Origin of the sequence: Bacillus cereus group sp. MYBK101-2 (genome assembly GCF_051918845.1) — a bacterium.
Taxonomy (GTDB): domain Bacteria; phylum Bacillota; class Bacilli; order Bacillales; family Bacillaceae_G; genus Bacillus_A; species Bacillus_A paranthracis.
In genome coordinates this window covers 411,022-435,906 of sequence record NZ_JBQAIE010000002.1, presented here as the reverse complement: position 1 = coordinate 435,906, position 24,885 = coordinate 411,022, and the positions used below count along the sequence as shown (strand labels likewise).

Below are 24,885 nucleotides of genomic sequence, written 5' to 3'. Positions count from 1 at the left end.
AAGTGTATGCTTGGCCTTTTAAAATATGAACGAAATCTCCCTCTCCTTCCAATAAAAAAGACGCAGAGAACCTGCGTCTAATAAGGTGTCCATTCTATTTGTTTTGCACTTTCAAATCTTTTTTCTACATCCGGCCAATTTACAACATTCCACCAATTTTTAATATATTCATCTTTTCGATTTTGGTATTGTAAATAATACGCATGTTCCCACACGTCTAGTACAAGGAGCGGTATCGTATCCCATTGTGTAAATAATTGATGAAGTGTACTCTGTAAAATTTCTAATCTTCCCGATCGCGGAACCCAAACGAGAATTGCCCATCCTGAACCTTCCACTTTAGAGGCTGCTTCTGTAAAATGTTTTTGAAAACGCAAGAAACTTCCAAAATCTTGTTCAATCCGGTGTGAAAGAGCCCCTCTTGGACTTCCGCCGCCACCTTTTTTCATGTTATTCCAAAATATTGTGTGCAAGTAATGACCTGATCCATGAAAAGCAGCTTCTCTTTCCCAATGCTTAATTAAATCAAATTGATTTGTTTTTCTCGCTTCTTCCATCATTTTCTCTGCCTTATTTAATCCTTCCACGTAACTACGATGATGTTTATCATGGTGTAACATCATAATTTCTCTAGAAATATACGGTTCTAACGCATTATATGGATAAGGTAGTGGTGGGAGTATATGCCCTCCAATTGGAACAGCTCGTTCACTATCCCCTCTTTCACATAGTTCATATTCCTCTTCTCCCTGCACGAATACTTCCTGCAAATGATGCTGAATATGTTCTACATCATCACTTATTTCATACATAAACTCTGCATCTGTATCATACTCATGCTCTTTCATACGGTCTAATAACGTTTGAATTTTATAAGCAAGCATATGGACATCATACACTTCCATTGCACGGCTATCTAATACGTGAAGAACACTTTCACACCAGCTTTCTACTTCATGAAAGTAATCTGTGAATACACCTTGCTGACTCATGTTACACCTCCTTAATGCTATCCCCTTAAATATATTCAAAGGAAACCCCTTATATAACTGTACAAAAGGAAAAGAAGCTAAGTACCCTTAGCTTCTTTTTCACAATTAATATTTGTGTAACATCTTTGTTTGGTAATCCGTCTCATAATATTCTAGTTCTTCACGCATCAATTGAAATTTACCTTCTAAATTCTTCATTACTTGCTCTATAGATGCAGGTGGCGTTTGTTGAAAAACGATGGAGTTTTTCCCTGTATAAGCAGACCGACTATTTTCATACCAATGATCACTCTTTGGTGAAAAAAACTCTGCAATTACTTGATGATAAATTTTATATAAAATCTTTTCAGCTGCTGTCTTTCGAAATGGCTGGCTATTTAACAAAACAAAACACGCATCATGCCCTTCTTCACAAAAAACGAGAAGACGTCTTATTGACGCTAATAACCCTTTATAATATTGTTCGTTTCCTGCCGGTGTCTCTTCTAATAAAGAAGGCAACGTATGATAATTTACATAATTGGTTATCAAATGAATAACATCTTCTAAAAACATAGAAACTTGTTCTGTTTGATTTTCCACCATTAGATTAGACATTTTTCCCTCTCCTTTGCCAGTTCACTCTATTTCTACTCTTTTATTTTTATGTAATTCAGCCAATATTTCTTGTACTTTCACGACTATTTCCTCATCAAAATATTGTTGGAATTCTTCTATATTATTTAAATACAAACGTTTTTGCATGCGAAGCTCATTCTCTTTCAGTAAACAACAGATCGCTACAATATCCCGCAAATATATGTCTTGATTTTCTACTTTACATACCGGATTTCCTTCAAAAGGAGTAATTTCTTGTACAACTTCTTCAAAATATCGAACATATAAAACAGAAAAGATTCTTTCTTTATCATTTAATATATATGTCACTTCAGATCTATTAAAAAAATCTTCTGACGTATTAGGTTTTGCTTTCTCTAGCTCATATCCCGCATAACCTATTATAATCATCTACTTCCCCTCTCTTCCTTCTTTCAATTCATTTTAACTTAATTTTCTGACAAACGAAATACTCTTTTAAATATAACCCTTATAAAAAATAGCTTCCTTATACAGGAATTTACCTTTTTATTTTTCTTGAAGTTTGTCATAATAATATTATTGTCTCAGTTTTCTTATACAAGGAGAGTTGTATTTATGTCGTTTTCATGGAAACGTTTCTTACAAATCGGGAAAATTATCTTCCCATTTGTTGTATTAACCATTGTATTCTTTCAAGCAAAAAAAGAATTAGCAGGCATTTCTTTTTTAGAAGCAATCAATACAATTAAAAACATTCCAACCGGAGGAGTCTTTTTAGCCATTACACTTGGTGCATTTGCCGTATCAACAATGTTCTTTTACGACTATGTTATGCTTCGTTATTTAAAAGCTGATATACCTGTCCAAAAGATTTTTCGTATCTCATGGATTGCTAATACCTTAAATGGATTTATTGGATTTGGTGGTCTCGTTGGAGCGGGTGTACGTACGATGCTTTATCGTCCATACATAAAAGAAAATGGCAAACTGATTAAAAGTATCGCCTGGATGACAACTGCTTTTATTAACGGACTCGCTATTCTTTCATTCCTCGGCCTTATTGGAATATTAGACACAAGTTTTATTTTGCATGAAAAACCGTGGCTATGGCCTGTTTTGATCTTCTTCGCCCTTTTCGTCCCTATATACATTGGCTTTTCTAAACTAAAAAATAGAAAACCAAAGCAAACCGAAGGACAAGATGAACGAGAAGAAGAGAAAAATCCAACTGTTTTATACTCATTAGTTTCATTAGTTGAGTGGGTATCTGCTGGTATTGTTATGTACGTCATACTAATATTATTTGGCATTGATATCGAATTTCAAAAGTTTTTAGGTGTGTATGTAATTGCTGCTTTAGCTGGTGTTGTTAGTCTTGTACCTGGTGGACTTGGTTCATTTGACCTTGTCTTTTTAACTGGGCTCGGACAATATGGTATTGATACAGGCGTATTACTACCTGCTATGTTATTATATCGCCTCGTCTATTACATTTTACCATTCTGCCTTGGTCTTATTTTTGCAGCTTTTGAAATGACAGGCGTGGCCATTAAAAAGTTTGAAGACAAACCTTTTATTGCGCCTGCATTAGAAACAACTGGTGTTATATGGACTTTGCAGCGTGATTTTCTAGGAAAACTAGGTTCGTGGGCCTCTGCTGCTTTAACAGTATTTGCTGGATTAATGGTTATTTTATCGACCATTCTACCGACAAGTATAAACAGAGCACACGCCTTACATATTCTAGCTCCAAAACATCTTATTCAATTTTCTTTTAGCTTATCACTAACATTCGGTATTCTCCTCCTGATCCTTTCACGAGGCATATATTATGGAACAAAACGTTCTTACTATATGACGATTATTTCTTTAATCGGAGCAGCTATCTTTAATACGCTAAAAGGGATTGATATTGAAGAAACGTTTATTTTATTAATTGTACTCGCTGTATTATATATGCTTCGCAAAAGATTTGTACGCGAGAAAATGGAAGTCTCACTTTCTGATATCGTAAAAGTTTTTATATTCTTACTTATAACTTTATATTTATATAAAAACTTAGGTATTTTATTTGCAGGTGCAAAAGAAGCTTTTAAACCTGATTTTGTCGTTCGTAATATTACGCAAGTAAAACGAAGTGCATTAGCAGCTGCCTTTTTCGTTCCTACATTTTTACTGATTGGCTCACTCATTGCTAATCGTTATCGAAATGAATTTCCCGGGCAACCAGCTAATGATAAAAGATTACAAAACTTTTTAGATGAACATGGCGGAAATGTACTTAGTCATTTAGGTTTTTTAGGCGATAAACAATTCTTCTTTAGTAGTGATGGGAAAGCGCTCCTTCTCTTCTCTATAACTGGAAAACGTCTTGTTGTGCTAGGTGATCCAATTGGAGATCCTTCCTCCTACCGTACTGTGTTACAAGAGTTTTTAGCTGAAGCTGACCGATTTGGATACATTTGTGTATTCTACCAAATCGAAAGTAAATGGATGAGTTTATATCATGATTTTGGTTACAACTTCTTTAAGCTTGGTGAAGAAGCTGTCGTTGATTTGAATGCATTTACAATAACAGGAAAAAAACGCGCCGGTATGCGAGCGACTTTCAACCGTTTTGAACGAGAAGGCTATATATTCTCTATTCACCAGCCGCCGTTCTCAGATGAACTATTTGAAGAATTAAAAAAAGTTTCAGATGCATGGCTCGGTGGAAAAAAAGAGAAAAGTTTCTCACTCGGATACTTTGATCGTGAATATATTAGCCGTGCTCCTATCGCTACATTATCTGATGCAGATGGAAAAATCATTGCATTCACGACATTTATGCCCGTATATCAAGACGGATCATTGTCTGTTGATTTAATGCGCTATTATCCAGATGCGCCTAGCGGCATTATGGATGCAATTTTCATCCACCTATTCCAGTGGGCAAAAGAAAATGAATACCACTCTTTTAATATTGGTATGGCACCACTTTCAAATGTAGGTTTATCGACACAATCTTTCTGGTCTGAACGGGTTGCTGCTGCCATCTTTAATAATGTTCGTTACACATATAGTTTCAGCGGGTTACGACATTTTAAAGAAAAATATAAACCAACATGGAGCGGTAAATATTTAGCATTTAGAAAGAATCATTCTTTACCAATTACAATGCTCTCTGTAACAAAATTAATAGGAAAAAGAAAAAACAGCTAAATAGTTAGCTGTTTTTTCTTTTTTGAACTTGTACAATAAATTCTTTTTCATATTTCTTACCATTTATATAGAAATCTCCCCATATTTTGTACGTTCCTTCGGCAGGAAATGTAATACGGTATTGTAATTGGCCCTCTGTATCAACAGGGATTGCATATAAAAAATTTTCTCTCGTTTCATCCACAATATAGAGCGCCTCCACTTCTCCTCTCTCTGCATGTAATTTCAATTTCTCACCCTTTTTCGCTTGAAATTGAAATGTTAACGTCACTGGCTCATTCGGATGCAGTGCACCGAATAAAAGAGAAACTTCATACTCCCCTATTTTTTTTGTAAGTACACTATCGATTGGAAACTTTACTTTTTTCTTATTTTTCTCCTCTATTTCCTTCCCAAAATCTTTCTTCGCAAATGATTGCACAGACTTATTTTTGTCTTCATATAAAAATATTGTATAACCTTCATCTTTCGCTATTTTAGAAGATACTTTATATGATCCATTTCCTGCAAATGTAGGTTTCATTTGTTGTACATGTTTTAATTGTCCGTCTACAATAACTGCCCGAATTTGATCATTCACACCACGTACTTCGCTATTTTTATTATTTAATAATTGAAACAAAATATCTGCTTTCTCATTTCCTTTTCCATTTGACACATCCCATTTTACTTCCTGAACATCACCTACAGTCTCTGTTGTTTCTTGATACTTTTTTATGTAAAATCCTCCTACTACAATAAATAACAAAGCAACAAATCCAATGACAAGATTTTTCAAGACATCACCTACTATTTTTATTGTCTCTGTTCATACAAAACTTCTTAACTTATATATTCTAGATTGTGATTTATGAAATCCTCCTGCTTTGAACATATTACAAATAATTAAAAGATTTTAATTAAAAGGATTCGTAGTGTATAATGCAAATGATATTGATTTCTATCAATACATTATAAGGAGGACTTTTCATGAGTGTACATATTGAAGCAAAACAAGGCGAAATTGCTGAATCTATTCTATTACCTGGTGATCCATTACGTGCAAAATATATTGCGGAAACATTTCTAGAGGACGTTACTTGCTATAATAACGTTCGTGGAATGTTAGGATTCACTGGAACTTATAAAGGAAAACGCGTATCTGTTCAAGGTACAGGTATGGGTGTTCCTTCTATTTCTATTTATGTAAACGAATTAATCCAAAGCTACGGAGTTAAAAATTTAATTCGCGTTGGAACTTGCGGTGCGATTCAAAAAGACGTAAAAGTACGTGACGTTATTATTGCAATGACAGCTTGTACGGATTCTAATATGAACCGTTTAACATTCCCAGGTTTTGATTTTGCACCAGCTGCAAACTTTGATCTTTTAAAGAAAGCTTACGATGCTGGAACTGAAAAAGGCTTACACGTTCGTGTTGGTAACGTTTTAACAGCAGATGTATTTTACCGTGAGAGCATGGACATAGTGAAAAAACTTGGAGATTACGGTGTACTAGCAGTAGAAATGGAAACAACTGCTCTTTACACATTAGCAGCGAAATACGGTGTAAATGCGTTATCTGTATTAACAGTAAGCGATCACATCTTCACTGGTGAAGAAACAACATCTGAAGAGCGTCAAACTACATTTAACGAAATGATTGAAATCGCTTTAGATGCAGCAATTCAACAATAATACATTAAAGAACTCGTCATACGTCTGTCGAGTTCTTTTTATGTGACCTTTTATTAAAAACTACTTTCGAAAGAGACAGATTTTCTCCTCTACTTTTTTGTAACGTTTGTTATAATAAAGTAATCATTTACAGTATTTCTCACAAGAGGTGACGCAGTGAAAAACAGAAGTATCGTCTTTAAACTATTTCTATTAACATCAACATTATTTACAATCATATTCCTCCTTTTTTTCCTAGGGCAATCTCTATTTTTAGAAAAATTTTATATCAATAAAAAAGTAAAAACCGTTCAAACTGCTTTTGAAAAATTCGTAGCTAATTATGAAAAAAGCGAAAAAGATCCTGAGGAAGTTAGAAAACTAAAACAAGAATTTCATGATAAAACAAATGCTGACATGCAATTTTTAAATAAGAATGGCATTATTAAAAGCGACAACAATTACTACATTGATGTATTTAATCCTAAAAATCATGAAACATATTCCATTCCGCTTAATAATCTTTTAACACCCGAAGAATATAAGAAATTCGAAAACTTAGGATTGAAAAAAGACGATGTGATAAACGTCGTAGGTTTGCTACAAAACAAAACAATAACACCAATAAAATTGACAACAAATTATAATCATTGGCAAAACGAATATACCAATTCAGATTTTTCATCTATTAATGGTAATCCTTCTAAAAATAGACTTACAAACCGATACAAAACTGTTACTCAAATTGAGTTTACTGGTACTATATCTAAGTTACAGCTTCCATCGAAAGCCGAGGTTCGTCTTGCAAATGATATTGAAACATTACAAGCCGTTCAATATTTTGCAGAGCTTATTAGAAATGGCACTGCTAACTCGCAGCAATTAAACACTTATATCATAGATAGCGGGGAGAATATAAAGAATAGTATCTTTGTAAAACCTATTATAGAAAATGGAGAGATTACAGAATATGCTTTTGCGATAGCATCCTTGCAACCTGTTAATGAAGCGATGCTCGTTTTAAAAGATTATTATGTCTATGCCTTAATCATCGTATTTCTCGTAATTATTTTGTTATCCTTCTACTACTCAAAAATCATTGTGAAACCATTAATTAAAATCAATCGCGTTACAAAGAAAATGGCCAACTTTGATTTTAGCGAGAAATTACCTGTAACAGCAGACGATGAAATTGGCGGACTTTCTGGTAGTATTAATACGTTATCTGTAAATTTAAAAGATCGAATCGATCGATTAAATGTTGCAAACACAAAATTACAACAAGATATTGAACGTGAACGTCAATTAGAAAAAACGCGGAAAGAATTCATCTCTGGTGTATCACACGAATTAAAAACACCGCTCAGTGTAATTAGAAGTTTCGCAGAAGGAATTAAAGATGGTGTTAGTAAAGATACGACGTATTACACAGATGTTATTTTAGAAGAAACAGAAAATATGAACAGACTTATTGTTGAAATGTTAGAATTAGCAAAATTAGAATCAGGTACGTACAAACTAGATATGACGACATTCTCAATCGGTGAATTAATTCAACAAGTCTATACAAAATTATTATTTAGCATGGAAGAAAAGCATTTACAAGTGAACATAGATGTAGACTCTTCTATAGTTGTGAAAGCGAATCGTAGTCGTATTGAGCAAGTGGTTGTGAACTTACTTAGCAATGCAATTCGCTATACGCCAGATGGAGAAAAAATACAAGTCTCCGTTATAGCAATGGAAGATACAGTAAAAGTCGAAATCGAAAACACAGGAAATCCTATCCCAGAAGAAAGTCTTGAAAAAATTTGGGATCGCTTCTACCGTTTAGATGCATCTCGTAGCCGTCATACTGGTGGTACTGGTCTCGGTTTATCTATTGTAAAAAACATTTTAGATCTCCACCATGCTGAGTACGGTGTATATAACACGACTAATAGCGTTGTATTCTACTTTAATTTACAAAAAGTAAAAGAAGTCAAATAATTTGTCTTAATTTCACTAGGAGTTCACATGAAATTCACACTCTCCCTTTATAGTTAAAAACAAGTTAATCCTTTCCTTTACACATATAAAAGAGGAGAGTGCGTGAAATGAAACAAGCAGGACAACCTATTCAAAACGAAAAACAATTAGAAACTATCAAAAATATACTTTTACAATCTTCGAAACGTGATGGCTTACTATTCGTATTAGCTGTAAATTCTGGCTTAAAAGTAAGTGAAATCTTACAATTAAAAGTTAGTGATGTAATCGATGAAAACGAAAATGTTCGCCATTCCATTTTATTTTACAATGAAAAAGTAAAAAAACATAAATGGTTCGCTGTAAATGAAGACTTACAGCACGCAATCGAAGACTACATGAAAGAACGTAAAACTTGGAAACGTAATGAACCATTGTTAAAGTCTCAAAAAGGAACAAAATCTATTACGAGACAACATGCGTGGTACATTTTAAACAAAGCTGCAAAAGAAGTTGGATTAGAAGGGATTAGCTCACATACACTTCGAAAAACTTGGGGATATTGCGCATACAAATCAGGTGTTGATATCGCATTTTTACAACACTTCTTTGATCATAGTACTCCATCAAAAACTTTAAAGTATATCGGTATTGCTTAATAACTCTTATACATAAAAAAGGTTACCATTTATAAATGGTAACCTTTTTTATGTTTCACATTCTCTTTTCTTGTCTCTCCTATATTGTAGTGGTACTCTAATAGTAAGGGGGAGAAATTATGAACACTTTAACAATTGAATTACCGAAAGAAACGGCTGAAAAACTTGATTTATTGAAACAAGCTTATGAAAAGAAAACAGGTGCTTCTATTTCTGAGAGTACTCTTGTTCAAACACTTATCTCAAAAGAATTTATCCAAGCGATAACTCCTTTTGATTTACAACAATTCATCACTAGCAAAGAACAGCATTAATTGCTGTTCTTTTTTTATACTTTATCCCGCATTAACGGGCAGTATGACCCCCACCTCAAAATTCAGCGGAAATAAAGAAGTTAGATGGAGGTCGGGCTGCCCGTAAAAGCCCGATTGGTGAGGGCTCATAATCAGTGGGGGATGAACAAAACCTCACTGATTAAAGTTTCACTTTATCAGGGGTTTGCAGGAAATCTACCTCGAAACAATTCTTTACTTTAGCCAAACTCCTATTAGGGATCTCCCTATCGTTACTATCCCATAAAAAATTTTTTATTTATTTTCAGGAAAACCATTGACAATGATAATGATAACCATTATCATTTATTACGAAGCCAACAATTGATGAATCAACCAAACGCTCAGTAACATTGTTACCCCTCTTTTTCATATAGAAAGGCACTGTACATTCCCCCTGTTTGTACAGTGCCTTTCTTGTTTATTATCACTCAAACAAATTTAATTGCTCAGGCTTTGGCTCACCATATGTAATGTTCATCATTTTCATAAGCTGTTTCGCATTATCAGCTGCATCTCCGCCTGAATTATTGTTAAATAATACGTATATGTCCTTTGTCTTCTTTTTTAATTGTTCTAGTCTTTCTACCCATTCTTCTAATTCTTTATTGTTGTAGCGATATAAGCAACGAACCGCTCTCCAATTTTCCCCTTTATCAAGCCAGCCATGAACATTTCGGCCATGAAAACGTATTAACACCATCTCTGCATTCGTTACTTCTAATACGAGTGGTACTGAACCCATCCCTGCCTGTGGCTCATCACAAATTGTATGAATCCATTTTTCTTGCTCTAGAAACTGTAACGTCTTATCTCTCATTTCTGGATAAAACCATGTTTGATTTCGAAATTCTATTGCACACGGCAAACCTTCCATTTTTTCTTTCGTATATCGAAGAAAATCTACATTTTTCTTTTTACAATCAAACCATGGTGGATATTGAAATAAAATCGTTTTTAATTTACCAGCTTCAATTAAAGGAAGAATAGATTGTTTATATACATCAAACATCTCATCGAACGTAGAAAAAGGAACTTCACCTTTCATATGTCCTGTCATTCCTTGATATGCTTTGACGATAAAAGAAAAATCTTTCGGTGTTTCCATTGCCCATTTTGTATAGTTTCGTGCAGGTTGCATCGCATAAAATGAACTATCCACTTCTACTATAGGGAAATACTCACTATATGTTCGTAATTTATTTCTATTTTCATAGGGGTCTATATATAAAGAATCATGATCTCCCCACCCTGTTACTCCAATGAAAAGCAAATATATTCCTCCCTTTTTAACTTCACCTACTATCCATTCTACTCACTTCCTGAACACTTCGACCAATCAATTTCATTAAGTAGTCCCTTCTTTAAGAGTATCCGTATAAAAATATGATATACTAGATGGAAGAATTTTTAAATTGAGGGGTTATTTATTTATGCTTCCAAAAGATGATATTGTGTCTCATGAAAAACGAATAGAAGAATTAGAAAATAAAGTACGTTTTTATGAAGAACTTGTGAATCAATTACCGCATCATTTCACATATAAAAATCCACAGATTGGTTTACAAATAAAGAAAACGAGATCAACTCATTCTATTCAAAACATACAAAAAGAGAATAAAGAGGCTGATTTTCAGCTTACTTGCGATTCATTATTTTTATTTAAACAACTTGAAACATACTTTGTTCATATTTTTGATGCTTTTTCACATCATGTAACCTTTGTTGATAATAAAGGAAATATAACTTTATGTAATCAGGCTGCGGCAGATGATTTTGGTGTAGTACGAAATGATATAATTGGAAAGCCAATTCAACAATTACTAAAATTACCTGAAGAAAAAATTAAAGCTCTTGAAACATTAAGAACAGGCATGGAAATATATAATGAAGAAGTTTTAGACAAAAACTATGGTATTTTAAATAACCGAATTATTCGTGATTATAATGGAGAAATTTTTAGAGTTATTAGTGTCTTTCATTATTTAAACACAGAACGTGATGCAGAAAAATTTTCGTTAGCAGGGCGAATCGCAGCTGGTATTGCACATGAAGTCCGTAATCCTCTTACAACCGTACGAGGTTATTTACAATTTTTACAAGAAACTGTTTCTCCATCTAATAAAGAACTATTTAAAAACTTACTTATTCCTGAATTAGATCGCGCAAATAGTATCATTACAAAATTTTTATCTATTTCAAAAACACGTGAATTTACAAGAGAACCCTTTCCCATTAATACGTTTTTACGTGAGTATATTCAACAGTTACTAGCTAGCGAAGTCTTTTTACATAACATTTCAATTAATTATAATTTTTCTACCGAATTAGATGATATTTTAGTTCATATTGATCGTCATGAACTTGTGCAAGTTTTTTTAAACTTATTCCAGAACGCTGTCGATGCTCAAGGGGAAAAAAAACTTTCTATCCAAATTACTAGTTACCGCCTAGATAATTTTGTTCGTATTACTTTCACTGATAATGGGACTGGTATTCCATCAGCGATTCAAGAATATATCTTTGATCCATTCTTCTCAACAAAAGATTCCGGTACAGGACTCGGCTTGGCAGTAACAAAAAAAATTATTCAAAATCATAACGGTACATTAAAAATGACTAGTAATGACGATGGTACTACTTTTACTATTTCAATTCCAATCTTACCTAAAACAGCCCTTGAAAGATTAAATCAAGACAAATAAAATCCAATCCACGAACTGCATGTCAATTGTTAAATCCCTTAACAATCGACATGCAGTTTTTTATGTTGAACTTTCCTTCTTTACATTATATGAAACCTTCTCTATATCTTACTTATTTGTTTGCCAAGCGGGCCAATTTCTTATTTTTTTAGAAATGGTAGTTTGTCCATCACGGATTTAGTATAAATTTCATTTTAATATATAGTAATGACTATTGATTCTATGAAAGAAAGGAATGAAAAGATGAACAATAAAAATAAAGGAAAAGTATTTTATGGTAATGACTGTTGCGAAGTCAGAGCTTGTAGTCATATTAACATCTCTAAGTCCGAACTTACAGAATTTGTTAGACTTCTTCAAGCTCTTGGCCAAGCTATTCAAGCTGTTTTTCAAAACCCTTCTCAAAATAATATCGATAACTTAATCGCTGCCCTAAATAACTTACAAAAATTTCTCAATTGCTTAGATTTATCTCCAGCACAAAAACAAATTGGAAATTCTATTATTGCTAATCTATTAACTATTTTAAGAACAACACCTTTCTCATGCGGAGCGTTGTACGTTGAACTACAAAGCCTGCTTAATTATTTATTGTATATCGCTAAGTTATTCAAAGTAGATTGTTGTACGACCGACAAACTAGTTAAACTTATAACAGAGATCCAAGCTATCCTAGTTCAATACGGATCAGGTTGTCTTGGAGGCGGAGGCGCAACAGGTGCTACGGGTGCTACCGGCGCTACTGGCGCTACTGGGCCTCAAGGACCGGCGGGGGCTACTGGCGCTACTGGGCCTCAAGGACCAGCGGGGGCTCAAGGTGCCACTGGACCTCAAGGACCTCAAGGCGCTCAAGGACCTGCAGGTGTTCAAGGCGCTACTGGACCTCAAGGGCCTCAAGGTATTCAAGGGCCAGCAGGGGCTACCGGCGCTACTGGTGCTACTGGTGCTCAAGGACCTCAAGGTGTTCAAGGACCAGCAGGCGCTACAGGCGCTACTGGACCTCAAGGGCCTCAAGGTATTCAAGGGCCAGCAGGGGCTACCGGCGCTACTGGTGCTACTGGTGCTCAAGGCGTTCAAGGGCCAGCAGGGGCTACTGGTGCTCAAGGACCTCAAGGTGTTCAAGGGCCAGCGGGGGCTACTGGCGCTACTGGTGCTCAAGGACCTCAAGGCGTTCAAGGGCCAGCAGGGGCTACCGGCGCTACTGGTGCTCAAGGACCTCAAGGCGTTCAAGGGCCAGCGGGGGCTACTGGCGCTACTGGTGCTCAAGGACCTCAAGGTGTTCAAGGGCCAGCGGGGGCTACCGGCGCTACTGGACCTCAAGGACCTCAAGGTGTTCAAGGGCCAGCAGGGGCTACTGGTGCTCAAGGACCTCAAGGTGTTCAAGGACCAGCGGGGGCTACTGGCGCTACTGGTGCTCAAGGACCTCAAGGCGTTCAAGGGCCAGCGGGGGCTACTGGCGCTACTGGTGCTACTGGACCTCAAGGCGTTCAAGGGCCAGTGGGGGCTACTGGGCCTCAAGGTGTTCAAGGGCCAGCAGGCGCTACTGGCGCTACTGGGCCTCAAGGACCGGCGGGGGCTACTGGCGCTACTGGCGCTACTGGTGCTCAAGGACCTCAAGGTGTTCAAGGACCAGCAGGGGCTACTGGCGCTACTGGTGCTACTGGACCTCAAGGCATTCAAGGGCCAGCGGGGGCTACTGGCGCTACTGGTGCTCAAGGACCTCAAGGTATTCAAGGACCAGCGGGGGCTACCGGCGCTACTGGACCTCAAGGACCTCAAGGTATTCAAGGGCCAGCAGGGGCTACTGGTGCTACTGGTGCTCAAGGTGCTACTGGTGCAACCGGACCAGCGGGTACACCAATTCCTGTAACGATCGCCGCAATCGGAAACTCAAATCCACAAACTATATCACCTGGAACAAACCTTCAATTCAATCAAGTGTTTGAATTAACTAATATCTCTTTCAATGATACTTCAGATACTTTAACGATTTTAGAAACAGGCGTATATGATATTAGTTTCTCAGCGTCTACAACTTTCCCAGGGTCTTCACCATTTGGATTCGGTATTTCATTCAATGGTCAACCACCTACTCGTAATTTCTCAACTAACGTTATCGGTAGTGCTGTTTCTTTCTCTACAATTGTTACTTTACAAGCTGGTACAACGATTTCTATACAGCCTACAGCAAACACTATTTCTATTCCTAACACAGGCGATACAACAGCAACACTATCTGTATTCCGAATTTACTAATTTTCGCTTAAAAAGTATATTTATAATAATATGTATCGTTTAACCGTGCATTAAATCTCTCTTTATATAGAAAGGAGCACTTATTTGGGAGGATAAGTGCTCCTTCTTTACGTTTCTTTACCTCAAATTTACTCTATCTTAATCCTTATTTTGTATGATAAATAGTGAAGTCAAAGATATGAAAGAGGGATGAAAATGAGAGTTATGTCACTAATACGCATTTGGTTTGCACTTATGGTATGCATTATTTTATGTGTAGGATTTTTTTTAACTCTAAAATATTCCACTATATCAAAAGCAGAGAGAAAAACTGCTCCATACAAACTTTTGTATACAAAACAAAGCAACATCCCTTATTCCAATTCCACAAATAATGAAAAAAGGGTTATAAAAGGAATGCTTATTACGAAAGCTTCTAGTTCCGAGGCGTTACTCCAAATTGCTGAAACGATTAAAAATCAGTATACAAATAAAAAAATCGATGAAATTACACTTTCTATCCACAATGAGAATAACGGTAATTACGAAGAAGAATTACTTTATGAACCTATAAGCAAAGGTAGAATAAGTGTCACATACGATTCCGAATCCTATGGCAGTACGAACATTATACTTAACGAATAATAGCTAATAAAGATAGATGAAAATCTCTACCATTTAAAGTTTCATTTTGTTTTTCATACAAAAAAGAGGCGAATTTCGTTATTCGCCTCTTTCTTTTACCAAAATGAAGGAATCCATTCTTTCACTTTATCAAGCCACTCTTGTTGCTCTTGTTTTCGTTGTTGTTCCTCTTCTTTCCTTCTCTTCTCTTCTTCTTTTCTTCGTTTTTCCTCTTCTATTGTAGTCAATTGTTTTTTATAATCAGCCTCAGATATGAGCGATAACTGAAATGCTTTTTGAGCTGGATTTGCGTTCGCTTTTTTCATAATATCCCGGAACATTGTCGTCGTAATTTGACTACCACCCGGAACATAATGATCGCTATCGGTTTTATCATATCCTACCCAAATCGCACCTACTAAATCTGGTGTGTATCCAACAAACCATGAATCCTTTGCACCGGTGCTCGGGCCATTTACAATTTGAGTAGTTCCTGTCTTACCTGCTGTATCAACATTATTAACTTTTGCCTTTTCGCCCGTTCCCTTTTCGACAACACCTTTTAATAAATATGTCATTTTTTGAGAAACTTTCTCACTCGTCACTCGTGTCTCTTTCTTATACCACTTTCCAAGCGTTTCACCTTCAGCATTTTGTATCTCCCTAATTGCATGAGCTTCCACTTGGACTCCGTCATTTGCAAATGTACTGTATGCTTGAGCCATTACAAATGGAGATGTCCCCACATGCATACCGCCTAAAGCAATCGGATACGTACGATCTTCTGGCACTAATGGAATACCAAATCGCTCTAAAGATTTCAATCCTTTATCTAATCCAATTTGTTCTAATAGCCACACAGCTGAAACATTATACGACTTTGCTACGGCTTCATACATTGTCACATCACCGTGAAAAGTATGATCGCTATTTTGTGGTTTATATTCTTTAATGTTAAATGGTTCATCTTTTAATATATCGTATACTTCATATCCTTGTTCTAACGCTGGTACATATACAGCCAAAGGTTTTAACGTTGAGCCCGGTTGTCTTTTTAATTGGGTTGCATGGTTAAACTGTAAAAACTGATACGGCCCTCTGCCTCCAACTAAAGCTGGTATACCACCTGTTTTGGGATTCATAAGAACTACACCCGTTTGCATGAGTTGGTCTGAGCCACTATCTTTGAAATAACTATCATTATTCACAACGTCTTCTACGGCCTGTTGTTTTTTCGGGTCAAGCTCTGTATAAATACGATAACCACCTGCTAAAATTTCATTTTGTGTTAATTCGTACTTGTCCATCGCCTCTCTAACAATATAGTCTACATATTGAGAGTATTTTCCCTTGTATTTATCATCAACGCCACGTTTTAACACAAGTCCACTCTCTTTTTCTTTATTATACTGTTCGTCCGAAATATACCCTTGCTCTTTCATTAAACTTAATACGACATTACGTCTTTCAATTGACTTGTTAAAGTTTTTATAAGGTGAATACGCAGATGGTGCTTTAATCAAGCCCGCAATCGTTGCTGCTTCTGAAATTGTTAAATCTTTTACATCTTTATCAAAATAAGATTTAGCTGCCCTTTTTATACCCCAAGCACCTTCACCAAAATAAATTTGGTTCATATACATTTCAATGATTTCATCTTTCGTATACGTACGCTCTATTTTTTTTGTTAAAAAATATTCCTTAATTTTTCGAGAGTATGTGCGGTCTTGTGTCAGAAATACATTTTTCGCAAGTTGTTGTGTAATTGTACTTCCACCTGCTACAACTTCTCCTGCTGTAATATTTTTAAAAACTGCATTTATAATTCCACTATAGTAAATCCCGTGATGGTTAAAAAATTCCTTATCTTCTACTGCAACAATGGCCTGAACCATAATATCAGGAATATCTTTCTTTTTTACGCCTTCTGTTTTAGAAGAAGCTAATTTAGTCGCAACTTCATTATTTGCATCATAAATTAAGGTCGGCTGCGGAACAGCTTGCTTTAATTCAGATATGTCTTGAATAGAAATTATTATATTTATAGCAATAAATAGAGTAGCGAGCAAACTTCCTAATACAATTAATGAATTACGAAGCTTCTTCCTCTTGTTGAACCACTCCTGCATTTTTTTTAAGTGAGTGTTCTTCAATTTCATTCGTTCACTTCCTTCGTTTGTTTACACTCTTCTTTTCAAAAGGAAGAATATACCTCCTTTTAAATTTATTATAATAACGTAGTCTTTCCTGTAGTGTAAAGCTTTTCTTTCACATTCATACTTTTTGCAAGAAAAGGACATTCTACAAGTAAGATATTCAATATTGATTATTAATATTATTAATATTATTAATACAACAATAAGAGTTATGTTAAGTTTTTGTAAACTTTTCGATAAAATGTTTTAAAAAACGACAGTTTTTTGTTAGAATTGACTAGCCAATATATTTTACATATATTACTTTTGTGGGGGTAACTAATAATGGTCTTTAAATCAAAAAAAGATAAATTTTCTGAAATGTTAATGAATGTTTCCGAAAATTTAAAAGAAGGCGCGCAGTTTTTCGTGGAGTATAAAATTAAAAATGCTAGCGATTTAAAAGAGTTTTCTATGCGCATGAAAGAGTATGAGTCAAAAGGTGACTCATTTATTCACGAAATCATTATGGAGCTAAACAAAGCGTTTATTACTCCTATTGAACGTGAGGACATCCTACAGCTTGCAATGAGTATGGATGATGTATTAGACGGATTAGATCATAGTGCTGGTCTATTCGAAATGTATTCTATTACAGAAGCTGATGAATACATGATTAAATTCGTAGAAGCAATTAATCAATGTGCGATTGAAATTGCAAACTCTGTTGAATTAATGTCTAACAAAAAATTAGTCGACATTCGTACAAATGCGATTAAGATTAAAGATTATGAATCACAATGTGATGATATTCGCCGTCACGCGATTAAGCACTTATTCTCTCGTGAAAAAGATCCAATTAAGATCATTCAATACAAAGAGATTTACGAAGAGCTTGAAGAAGTAGCGGATAGCTGCCAAAGCGTTGCAAACGTATTAGAAACAATTATTATGAAGAACGCGTAAGGAGTTTGATCATGGATACACTCTTGATACTGACCGTTTTAGTAGTCATTTGCGCTTTAGCTTTTGACTTTATTAATGGATTTCACGATACAGCAAACGCTATTGCAACGGCTGTTTCAACGAAAGCTCTAAAGCCTAGACATGCAATTATTATGGCAGCTATTATGAACTTTTTAGGTGCGATGACATTTACAGGTGTAGCAAAAACGATTACGAAAGATATCGTTGATCCGTTCGCTTTACAAAATGGTTCTCTTGTAATTTTAGCCGCTTTACTTGCAGCAATAGCATGGAATTTGATTACTTGGTACTACGGTATTCCAAGTAGTTCTTCGCATGCAATCATTGGCTCCATCGCAGGTGCAGCTATCGCTGCTGCTGGTTTTAGTTCATTAAACTTTAAAGGATTCATAAAAATTATTGAAGCTTTAATCATTTCACCAATTATCGCATTTGTTATTGGTTATATCGTATACAGTATTTTTAAAGTCGTCTTTAAAAACTTTAATTTAACGAAGACGAACAAAAACTTCCGTATATTCCAGATTTTCACTGCTGCATTACAAGCTTATACACATGGTACGAATGATGCGCAAAAAGCAATGGGAATTATTACAATGGCTCTTATGGCGAATAGTTATCATACTTCTAGCGACATCCCGTTCTGGGTACAATTATCTTGTGCCATTGCAATGGGTCTTGGTACTTCTGTCGGCGGATGGAAAATTATTAAAACTGTCGGTGGACAAATTATGAAAATTCGTCCTGTAAATGGTGTAGCTGCTGATTTATCATCATCTCTTGTTATTTTCGGGGCAACATTCATTCACTTACCAGTTAGTACGACGCACGTTATCTCCTCTTCTATTTTAGGGGTTGGTGCTTCTCATCGTGTAAAAGGTGTAAAATGGGGAACTGCAAAACGCATGTTAATTACTTGGGTTATCACACTTCCTATTTCAGCTTCATTAGCTGCTTTATTTTATTCTTTATTACATTTAATCTTTTAATTAAAAGTCGTCTTCCTTATTTTTCTAGGAAGACGACTTTTTTGTGAACAAAGCTTTTTCTCATGAAAAAGCGTGTATAATAATTGGTGGATAAGTTATATAGAGGAGTTGGCAATTTTGGAATACATCATGTTACTTTTCATCGGGCTAATCGCCGGGACAGTCGGGAGTCTAGTCGGACTTGGCGGCGGAATTATTATTGTTCCGTTATTAATCGGATTACATAGCCTGTCACCACAACTTGCAGTAGGAACTTCAATGGTAACAGTCGTTTTTACGGGACTATCTTCCACCCTTACTTATATAAAGCATAAACGAGTAGATTACAAAAGTGGACTTATTTTATTTATCGGGAGTGGCCCTGGTGGTATCATCGGCTCGTGGGCGAATAAATTTTTAAACCAAGATACATTTTCTTTATATTTTGGGATTTTTCTTATTTTTGTCTCCATTCTTCTTATGTTACGAGACAAATTAAAACCCCTTTCTTTATCAAATATGACTGTAATCAAGCGCTCTTTTACAGATAACGAAGGAAACACTGTACACTATCAATTCCCACCGCTTCTCGCTATCTTTATCGCCTTTATAGTTGGTTTTATATCTGGATTATTTGGAATTGGTGGCGGTGCTTTACTTGTTCCAGCAATGATGCTACTTTTTGCATTCCCAGCACATATTGCTGTAGCAACTTCGATGTTTATCGTATTTCTATCAGCAATTGTAAGTTCTGCAACTCACATCTCCCTTGGAAATGTCAGCTGGATTTACGCATTAATTCTTATTCCTGGTGCATGGATTGGTGGAAAAATCGGGGCATATATTAATACAAAATTAAGCGGTAACGCCGTAATTAATTTATTGCGTATCACATTAATTATTCTTGGGACTAGATTAATCATTACTTCTTTTTTATAACGCGTTCTTTTTAGAATGCGTTTTTTCTTATACACATGAATATAAAAATCCTCCTAAGAGAACAAATAAAATTAGACAAACACATAATAACATGTAATTGGAAATATGTACTTTCTTCACGTTGACCACTCCTATGACTGCGACTGTTATCTTTATGATAGCGAAAAAATAATTCAGTTGCAGTTACAAAGTGCTAACAATGCAAAATCATTTATTACAAATTTTATCCTTATATTTCATTTCTTTGTATATTCTATCGGTTTAATAAAAAAAGATGTCATATTGACATCTTTTTTAATGAAGAAGTGACCATCCCATAAAATCTTCATGTACTTGGCACGCCCTCTTATCGTTTCGATCATATAATTCAGCATAACTATCTGTTTCTTCATCATAAGCCATCGTATAAATAATTTGGCCATCTACTTCAACGGATAACACGACTCCACCTTTCATCTCTTCTACATGAATGATGGCATTCGCTGGAATTCTCATATCCGTCATTTTTATCGCATCTAACAATATACTAAACCCCCTACAGCGTATTCATTGCTAGTACTATTACACACTAAATAGTATACTACTGTAATAGCATATATTTCGTCAATGAAATTGCTGTTTAAAAACATATTGTCTGTATACATATACGCTAAAATAAAAGTAATAGAAATGTTTAAATGGGGGGCTAACATTGATTCTACACAAAGGAGATGTACTATTCCGTCAAGGCGAGGACGGTCCTTTATATTTTATAAAAACAGGTTTATTAAAAGTAGTAAGAATAGAAGAAGATGGAACACCTTTTCTATTCAATATTATCGTTCCAGGAGAAACGATACCTCATCATTCTTTAATTTCACCGAAGGAATATCACGGTACAGCAATCGCTTTAATGAAAACAGAAGTTGAACTTATAAGTAGTAATGAGTGGTACGATCAACTTCAAGCGAATCCTGCATCATATGCAAATATCGCCATGCAATTACAATCAAAATTAAGAATGATGCAGCAGCGTATCGATCAATTGACGACCGTCTCGCCAAAAGAACGTCTTCATCGCTTACAAGAATGGTTCACACTATATTTAGGTGACATTCCTATATATGAAATATTAACACAAACTGAAATTGGTCAACTGATCGGTATACGCCGTGAAACAGTAAATCGACTATTACGAGAACAAATAAAAAACGAGGTAAAATAACACCTCGTTTTTTGCTTATTAAAGTTCAATTTATTGTAAGCTTGCTGCTGGGCCGAAAAATTCATAATGAATATGTTCTTGTTTCACACCTAAATCAGTTAGTACAGCATTTATATGTTTCATAAATGGTATTGGACCACAGAAATAAAACTCTGCTTCAGTTGTCGGAATAATAGTTTGTAACCATTCTCTTTCCACAAAACCTTCTTTATCAAAGTTCTTCATTTCTAAATCTTTTTCAGTTGGTGCAGAATAACAAGTATATGCTTTAACTTGTTCGTATTCATTATCTACTGCCTCAACGTGTTCTTTCATTGCATGTGTATTGCTATTTATCGCTGCATGAACAAAACATACATTACGTTTTGAATCTTGTTCAATTAACGTATTTAGCATACTCATCATTGGTGTAATACCTACTCCACCACTAATTAGTACAACTGGTAATGTTGAATCCATATTTAATACGAAATCTCCTGCAGGTGCACTTACTGGTAATATATCGCCTTCTTTTACATGATCATGTAAGTAGTTAGATACTTTACCATCCGGTGTATCTACACCTTTTTCTTTCTTTACACTAATACGATAATATTCTTTTCCAGGGGCATCTGATAAGCTATATTGACGATTATGTGTATATGTTTCACCTTCAATATTTATCTGAACCGTTACATATTGTCCTGGGATGAATGAAGAAACTTTCCCTCCATCTTCAGGTTTCAAATAAAATGATGTAATAACATCGCTTTCCTTCACTTTTTTAACAACTACAAAGTTACGGAAATCCTTCCATCCGCCCTCTTTATGTGCCGCTTCTTCATACATCTCTGCTTCAATGCTAATGAATGCATCAGCGATGACACCGTAAGCTTCTCCCCATGCGTTTAACACTTCATCAGGTGCACCTGCGACCTCTTTAATTGCACGTAGTAAACATGTACCTACAATCGGATAATGCTCTGCTTTAATACCTAAACTTCTATGCTTATGACCAATTTGTTTTACAACCGGAATAATAACTTCTAAATTATCAATATACGTTGCAGCTGCATAAACAGCATTCGCTAACGCTTGTTGTTGTCTTCCCTTTTTCTGATTTGTATGGTTGAAAATATTCAATAACTCCGGATGTTCCGAAAATAAAATTTCATAAAATCTCGTTGTAATTTCAACGCCTTTTTCTTGTAATAATGGTACTGTTGACTTTACGATTTCAATTGTTTTTTCACTTAACATTGTATCCCACTCCTCTATTTCCTTAACTGTTTTTAGTTTAACTGAATTGTATAATACAGATTGTGATTTTAATCACTATTAACACGGTGTTTTTGTGAAAAATATATGAACAGTGCACTTACAAAAGAAAATAAGCTAACTAGAATGCTAGCTAGCTTATTATTTAGACTGTATCGCTTGTTCAATTACCTTTATATCTTTCCCATCTCCAGATTCTGTATACCCCCAGATGTTCGTTTCACCTCTATATTTATTTACAATAATATCTAAGTCATGGTATACGCGATGTGCATACACTACATACTCAATATTTTGGAGCTCCACACCTTTTTTTACAATTTCATAGCTTCTATTTACATCACGTTTTATTTTTTCATTCTTTATGTCTGTATGTATATTTTTTAACGATGATTCTTGTTGTTGAAACCATTGTTTAAATTGGTTCCAGTCCCCTTCTGTATAATTCTCTGCTTTACCATAATTTAAGAAATTATTATAACTTTCATGTGTCATACGAATAAAATCTAGTACTTTTGTCTCTTCTTGCACATCTTCTATTTCAGATGTTGTACTTACCCCAGCGGGCTTATTCGCATAATGTAATAATACTTTCATAAGACTATAGCTCGCAATGATCATTACGGTAATAATCACGAATACATTTAACAATTTCTTCATATACAGAACTCCTTCTCTACTAAAGTTATTACAATGTATGACTATACTTGTAACATTCTCTCGTAGAAATATAATTCCTGTATAAATTCTCCCTATCATTTCGACAATATTCTTTTATACATTTCTCGTTGGCAAATGTTCTTGTAAAACAATATATCCTTCATAAGCTGCGTAACCGAGTATAGCCATTAATCCGATATAACAAGCAAATACCGTCCATTTCGTTTTCGTATCCACTTTATAATAGTTTTTCTGTTGTCTCTTTTCTGCATCCCATTCCTGTATTTTTCTTTCTGACAATTCAAACGCTGCTCTTATATGAATGGTATGTGTTTCTTTTTCATCTTTATATGGGACTTAATCTAGCGGCTCAAACTTTCGTAACAGATACTCTAATACTTCAATTTTTGAAGCTCTCCTTTTTTTAATTCTTTCCCTCTTTCTTTTTGCCTTAATACATTTATTTCATGTTGCATCATTTATGACATCTTTTTTTCTATTGTTAGAAATAATGTTTATATAATCCATTTTTAGCCAAAAATATAAATAAAAGGAGGTGCACACAATTGAATTTACAATCTCTCATAATAGGCGCTCTATCGTTTTTAGCTTCAACTCTTATTTTTTATACCGTTAGTTACGTATTATTATTAGATTTGTTGCCTAATCACGTATTTATTGCCCTTATCATCCTTTCCGCTCTTATGATTTCTTTCCTTATTACACGAAAATCAATGAATGAGCCATCTGCAAAAGCAAAGTAATAGAGAGGGGCGTCCCCTCTCTATTATCATTTCCTAGGAAAGTACATATAAAATTGACAAATTTTTATTCACCCCAATCTGTAAGGACTAAATAAAGATTCACTTTACCTTTGTAAATTCATTTTTTCACCATACTCTTTAACAATTTGAATAATATTTTGAAAAACACCTATTTTTTCTTGTTTACTATTTAATATTTTCAAATCATAATTTTCATAATATGTTTCTAATGCCTTTAATTGTGATTCTGAAGCACCTTTTACCTGCACAGTAGCATGTAATTCATACTGTTTATATCCTTCCTTTACCTTTTCACCTAAAATTTCTTCACTCTCTTTTGCTCCAATTAATTTTTGAACTTTTTCCGGATAAATGACTTGCAAATAATACTCTCGTTCCTTCTCTAACTTGTTGTATAGTGATTGTGAAATCGTATACCGTACCGTATAATTCACTTTTTGATCACTTGCTTTAATATGAAACGCGGTAATCTGCAAATCTTTTTTTGTTACTTCCGTTAAAGGACCTACCTGCTTCTCATCTTCTTTTTGTTCTGAAACATTTGGAAATATAGCCAAAAGCTTTTCTGTATCTTTTTTATTCAGCATATACATAGCTTTCTTATGTTGTACCCATCCTCGTCTGTCTTCTCCTCTTAGCCATGCATAATACGTTTCTTTCTTCCCATCTCTACTAATTTGTATTTCATATTCAGGTTCACCAAAGCTACCTGTTATTTCTTGTTTCTCAGCTTTATCTATAATGTCTATTACTACCTTAGCTTCTGATTCCTGTAACTTTTTCTCTTTATGTTTTTTTTGTATAACGGTTACCTCTATTGTTTCTTTCACTTCATTCACCGTCTCTTCCACTTTTTTTGTTTCTTTTTTTTGCTCAACTTGACTACAAGATGCTAGTAACATAACAAATAACAGCAATACATATTTCCTTTTCAACTTAATCCTCCTTTTACAATAAGAAACTCTTATAATCTTCATACAAAAAACAAAAACGTGACAC

The 24,885-nt window shown here is 34.9% G+C and carries 23 protein-coding genes and 1 pseudogene; 13 read left to right on the top strand and 11 right to left on the bottom strand.

Annotation, left to right across the window (positions count from 1 at the left end; translation table 11 throughout):
• Nucleotides 1-77 precede the first annotated feature (77 nt).
• The 3 genes from ACTFSI_RS07565 to ACTFSI_RS07555 form a co-directional block, all read right to left on the bottom strand.
• Complete coding sequence (locus ACTFSI_RS07565) at nucleotides 78-992, bottom strand: superoxide dismutase (RefSeq protein ID WP_000082666.1); 915 nt, start codon at nucleotides 990-992, stop codon at nucleotides 78-80.
• 105 nt (nucleotides 993-1,097) lie between these two features.
• The gene (locus ACTFSI_RS07560; protein WP_000067566.1) at nucleotides 1,098-1,589 is read right to left on the bottom strand and encodes a YpuI family protein; all 492 of its coding nucleotides are present in this window, start codon (nucleotides 1,587-1,589) and stop codon (nucleotides 1,098-1,100) included.
• A gap of 21 nt (nucleotides 1,590-1,610) precedes the next feature.
• Complete coding sequence (locus ACTFSI_RS07555; protein WP_000583784.1) at nucleotides 1,611-2,000, bottom strand: hypothetical protein; 390 nt, start codon at nucleotides 1,998-2,000, stop codon at nucleotides 1,611-1,613.
• A 186-nt stretch (nucleotides 2,001-2,186) separates the two neighbouring features.
• On the opposite strand from ACTFSI_RS07555, the gene mprF reads away from it, so the two are divergent.
• Nucleotides 2,187-4,772 (top strand): bifunctional lysylphosphatidylglycerol flippase/synthetase MprF, encoded by a 2,586-nt coding sequence (gene mprF / locus ACTFSI_RS07550; RefSeq protein WP_000010859.1) that lies wholly within the window; start codon nucleotides 2,187-2,189, stop codon nucleotides 4,770-4,772.
• A gap of 4 nt (nucleotides 4,773-4,776) precedes the next feature.
• On the opposite strand, the gene ACTFSI_RS07545 is transcribed toward mprF, so the two are convergent.
• The gene (locus ACTFSI_RS07545) at nucleotides 4,777-5,565 is read right to left on the bottom strand and encodes a hypothetical protein (RefSeq protein WP_041184090.1); all 789 of its coding nucleotides are present in this window, start codon (nucleotides 5,563-5,565) and stop codon (nucleotides 4,777-4,779) included.
• Nucleotides 5,566-5,741: 176 nt separating this feature from the next.
• Between ACTFSI_RS07545 and deoD the strand changes: the two genes are divergently transcribed.
• From deoD to ACTFSI_RS07525, 4 genes are all read left to right on the top strand, one after another.
• Nucleotides 5,742-6,449, top strand: a complete 708-nt coding sequence (gene deoD / locus ACTFSI_RS07540; protein ID WP_000110703.1) for a purine-nucleoside phosphorylase — start codon at nucleotides 5,742-5,744, stop codon at nucleotides 6,447-6,449.
• 156 nt (nucleotides 6,450-6,605) lie between these two features.
• On the top strand, nucleotides 6,606-8,417 hold the full coding sequence (locus ACTFSI_RS07535) for a sensor histidine kinase (protein ID WP_000797495.1): 1,812 nt from the start codon (nucleotides 6,606-6,608) through the stop codon (nucleotides 8,415-8,417).
• A gap of 107 nt (nucleotides 8,418-8,524) precedes the next feature.
• On the top strand, nucleotides 8,525-9,055 hold the full coding sequence (locus ACTFSI_RS07530; RefSeq protein WP_000806236.1) for a tyrosine-type recombinase/integrase: 531 nt from the start codon (nucleotides 8,525-8,527) through the stop codon (nucleotides 9,053-9,055).
• A 119-nt stretch (nucleotides 9,056-9,174) separates the two neighbouring features.
• A complete protein-coding gene (locus tag ACTFSI_RS07525; protein WP_001094859.1) occupies nucleotides 9,175-9,369 on the top strand; it encodes a DUF3924 family protein in 195 nt (64 codons plus the stop codon).
• A 445-nt stretch (nucleotides 9,370-9,814) separates the two neighbouring features.
• On the opposite strand, the gene ACTFSI_RS07520 is transcribed toward ACTFSI_RS07525, so the two are convergent.
• Nucleotides 9,815-10,660, bottom strand: coding sequence for a DUF72 domain-containing protein (locus ACTFSI_RS07520; protein WP_000897342.1), 846 nt, complete (start codon nucleotides 10,658-10,660; stop codon nucleotides 9,815-9,817).
• Between the two features lie 160 nt (nucleotides 10,661-10,820).
• Between ACTFSI_RS07520 and ACTFSI_RS07515 the strand changes: the two genes are divergently transcribed.
• The 3 genes from ACTFSI_RS07515 (at nucleotide 10,821) to ACTFSI_RS07505 (ending at nucleotide 14,972) form a co-directional block, all read left to right on the top strand.
• A complete protein-coding gene (locus ACTFSI_RS07515) occupies nucleotides 10,821-12,092 on the top strand; it encodes a PAS domain-containing sensor histidine kinase (protein ID WP_197225706.1) in 1,272 nt (423 codons plus the stop codon).
• Nucleotides 12,093-12,335: 243 nt separating this feature from the next.
• Complete coding sequence (locus ACTFSI_RS07510) at nucleotides 12,336-14,348, top strand: Gly-Xaa-Xaa repeat protein (RefSeq protein ID WP_440045310.1); 2,013 nt, start codon at nucleotides 12,336-12,338, stop codon at nucleotides 14,346-14,348.
• 195 nt (nucleotides 14,349-14,543) lie between these two features.
• Entirely contained in the window at nucleotides 14,544-14,972 is a 429-nt protein-coding gene (locus ACTFSI_RS07505; protein WP_044793702.1) for a hypothetical protein, read from the top strand.
• 95 nt (nucleotides 14,973-15,067) lie between these two features.
• Here the strand turns inward: ACTFSI_RS07505 and ACTFSI_RS07500 are convergent, their stop codons facing one another.
• The gene (locus ACTFSI_RS07500) at nucleotides 15,068-17,110 is read right to left on the bottom strand and encodes a transglycosylase domain-containing protein (protein ID WP_000769280.1); all 2,043 of its coding nucleotides are present in this window, start codon (nucleotides 17,108-17,110) and stop codon (nucleotides 15,068-15,070) included.
• A gap of 321 nt (nucleotides 17,111-17,431) precedes the next feature.
• Here ACTFSI_RS07500 and ACTFSI_RS07495 point away from each other — a divergent pair, with 321 nt between their 5' ends.
• The 3 genes from ACTFSI_RS07495 to ACTFSI_RS07485 all read left to right on the top strand — a co-directional run bounded on the left by ACTFSI_RS07495 (nucleotide 17,432) and on the right by ACTFSI_RS07485 (nucleotide 19,980).
• Nucleotides 17,432-18,052, top strand: coding sequence for a DUF47 domain-containing protein (locus tag ACTFSI_RS07495; RefSeq protein WP_000231448.1), 621 nt, complete (start codon nucleotides 17,432-17,434; stop codon nucleotides 18,050-18,052).
• Nucleotides 18,053-18,063: 11 nt separating this feature from the next.
• Nucleotides 18,064-19,062 (top strand): inorganic phosphate transporter, encoded by a 999-nt coding sequence (locus ACTFSI_RS07490; RefSeq protein ID WP_000380271.1) that lies wholly within the window; start codon nucleotides 18,064-18,066, stop codon nucleotides 19,060-19,062.
• A 117-nt stretch (nucleotides 19,063-19,179) separates the two neighbouring features.
• Complete coding sequence (locus ACTFSI_RS07485) at nucleotides 19,180-19,980, top strand: sulfite exporter TauE/SafE family protein (protein WP_440045309.1); 801 nt, start codon at nucleotides 19,180-19,182, stop codon at nucleotides 19,978-19,980.
• Nucleotides 19,981-20,274: 294 nt separating this feature from the next.
• Here the strand turns inward: ACTFSI_RS07485 and ACTFSI_RS07480 are convergent, their stop codons facing one another.
• Nucleotides 20,275-20,502, bottom strand: coding sequence for a hypothetical protein (locus ACTFSI_RS07480; RefSeq protein WP_000882907.1), 228 nt, complete (start codon nucleotides 20,500-20,502; stop codon nucleotides 20,275-20,277).
• Between the two features lie 169 nt (nucleotides 20,503-20,671).
• Between ACTFSI_RS07480 and ACTFSI_RS07475 the strand changes: the two genes are divergently transcribed.
• Nucleotides 20,672-21,184: a Crp/Fnr family transcriptional regulator gene (locus ACTFSI_RS07475; RefSeq protein ID WP_000600573.1), complete on the top strand. Its 513-nt coding sequence runs from the start codon at nucleotides 20,672-20,674 to the stop codon at nucleotides 21,182-21,184.
• A 30-nt stretch (nucleotides 21,185-21,214) separates the two neighbouring features.
• Here the strand turns inward: ACTFSI_RS07475 and hmpA are convergent, their stop codons facing one another.
• From hmpA to ACTFSI_RS07460, 3 genes and pseudogenes are all read right to left on the bottom strand, one after another.
• A complete protein-coding gene (hmpA, locus tag ACTFSI_RS07470) occupies nucleotides 21,215-22,423 on the bottom strand; it encodes an NO-inducible flavohemoprotein (RefSeq protein ID WP_000947718.1) in 1,209 nt (402 codons plus the stop codon).
• A 159-nt stretch (nucleotides 22,424-22,582) separates the two neighbouring features.
• Nucleotides 22,583-23,101 (bottom strand): hypothetical protein, encoded by a 519-nt coding sequence (locus tag ACTFSI_RS07465; RefSeq protein WP_197225685.1) that lies wholly within the window; start codon nucleotides 23,099-23,101, stop codon nucleotides 22,583-22,585.
• Between the two features lie 114 nt (nucleotides 23,102-23,215).
• Nucleotides 23,216-23,580 (bottom strand): annotated as a pseudogene (locus ACTFSI_RS07460) (site-2 protease family protein); the annotation flags it as partial.
• A gap of 87 nt (nucleotides 23,581-23,667) precedes the next feature.
• Here ACTFSI_RS07460 and ACTFSI_RS07455 point away from each other — a divergent pair.
• Entirely contained in the window at nucleotides 23,668-23,865 is a 198-nt protein-coding gene (locus ACTFSI_RS07455) for a hypothetical protein (protein WP_001053353.1), read from the top strand.
• A gap of 104 nt (nucleotides 23,866-23,969) precedes the next feature.
• On the opposite strand, the gene ACTFSI_RS07450 is transcribed toward ACTFSI_RS07455, so the two are convergent.
• Nucleotides 23,970-24,821, bottom strand: a complete 852-nt coding sequence (locus tag ACTFSI_RS07450) for a hypothetical protein (protein WP_197225687.1) — start codon at nucleotides 24,819-24,821, stop codon at nucleotides 23,970-23,972.
• Nucleotides 24,822-24,885 lie beyond the last annotated feature (64 nt).